The 1,449-nt window shown below is 44.7% G+C and carries 2 protein-coding genes; both read left to right on the top strand.

Features of this window, described 5'->3' with window-relative positions:
* Nucleotides 1-310 precede the first annotated feature (310 nt).
* Nucleotides 311-526: a hypothetical protein gene (locus QUA99_RS32795; protein WP_445251063.1), complete on the top strand. Its 216-nt coding sequence runs from the start codon at nucleotides 311-313 to the stop codon at nucleotides 524-526.
* A 653-nt stretch (nucleotides 527-1,179) separates the two neighbouring features.
* Nucleotides 1,180-1,347: a hypothetical protein gene (locus tag QUA99_RS32800; protein ID WP_333245810.1), complete on the top strand. Its 168-nt coding sequence runs from the start codon at nucleotides 1,180-1,182 to the stop codon at nucleotides 1,345-1,347.
* The last annotated feature ends 102 nt before the right edge of the window (nucleotides 1,348-1,449 follow it).

The raw sequence follows: 1,449 nt of genomic DNA on the forward strand, positions 1-1,449 counted from the left end.
GGTGCACCAGCGGTTCGATCTCATCATCATCTAAGGCTTGCTGTGTAACCCTGGGGCTGATTATTCAGCAAGCCCTATCTAAAATTTGGAGATGTTCCAATTCCCTATCAAAATCAAAAAAATTATTTGGTCGTGTCCGATCGCCGGCGTTGCTTAGTCATACCTTAATTCAGCAACGCCCAATTTCCGTGCATAGTTGTAGACCCGCGCGTTATTTACCCCGACATCCCAGAGAAAGGGATATCCGAGAAATTTTAGAAGCGATTTCGCGGGTATCGTTGCTGAGTCCTCGCAAAAGAAATCGCCGATTATGCGAGCAATGATTGAACGGCCGATAAAGGTATTGCGAGACAAGGCACGGGATGAGTATCAAAAAGCCCTCTTGGCTTATGAGGAGGAATACAAGCAGTGGAAGCCAGCAAACAGAGAAGACAAAGGACTGCCCCCAAAAGAACCTCGGCAACGACTTTACTCGTTCTCTAAATCCACAGGAGAAGGTATTTTACAGCAGATTCCACATTTATGAAGGTTGATTAACAGTAAGACTTTTTCTGACATTTACTAACAATCACTTACATTTGCCTTCTTGTCTTTATATCATATAGAATCAATTTAGCCACTCAGATGTAGGTGAAAAACCTTGGTAGTACGCAACCGCTATATAAATAAGTTGCCTCTGAGCGTATCAAAGCAAATAATCAGATTGGCTAATAGCTGTAAGCGATAACCAAGCTGAACGCAAGAATATAAGTGCTTGTAGAAATTTCTACGGGCATCGGTTGATACGCCTTGGTTGAGATCAGCTCTCAACTTATGTATTTGTTAGCAAATGTTAGCAAAAAAGTATCGGACATCCTAGATCGCTCTATCCCCACCGTAGGGACACGGCATTGCCGTGTCCCTACTTCATAAACCTGGAATACGCTGTATATCAGGTTGCCGAATTACCTGACCAAGCCCTGATTTACCGATGCGATGGGCTCGCAGGTTTGTTCAAATCTGCCAACCAGTATTGAGGGGGCAAAGGTAGCGACGATGAAGACCTACTTGAGTTCTGGAACGGCACGGGCCGCACAGTCTTGCGAGCCTCTGGAGTTAAAGCAGATTTAGAAGGACTGCTACTGAAAGTTTTCGGAACAATTCAACCCGACGTGCTGGCAGAGTTACTAAAAGATTGCAGTGACTCCAACGGCAAATTCGTCGGTCGCAACAGATTTGTCAGAAATTGAGTCGGCCGACTTGCTCAACCAGTTAAAGGCGCGACGTAAAAAGTCGAGGGCGGACTTGGCAGACATCAACGCTATTCTGGGGCTTCTAGCGGAAGAGTACGGCTCAAACCAAGTCTAGGTATGGATTGTATCCAATTTGTATCCAAACGAGGCAAATTGTCTCCAATTTGTATTCAATTTCTAGTCAACTTGAGCCATCACAAACCGAAAAAATCAGCAA

This window comes from Microcoleus sp. F10-B2 (genome assembly GCF_036704965.1).
GTDB lineage: Bacteria > Cyanobacteriota > Cyanobacteriia > Cyanobacteriales > Microcoleaceae > Microcoleus.

Excerpts from the sequence above, each read along its gene's own strand:
- QUA99_RS32795 (WP_445251063.1), top strand. The coding sequence starts at position 311 with ATGCGAGCAATGATTGAACGGCCGATAAAGGTATTGCGAGACAAGGCA.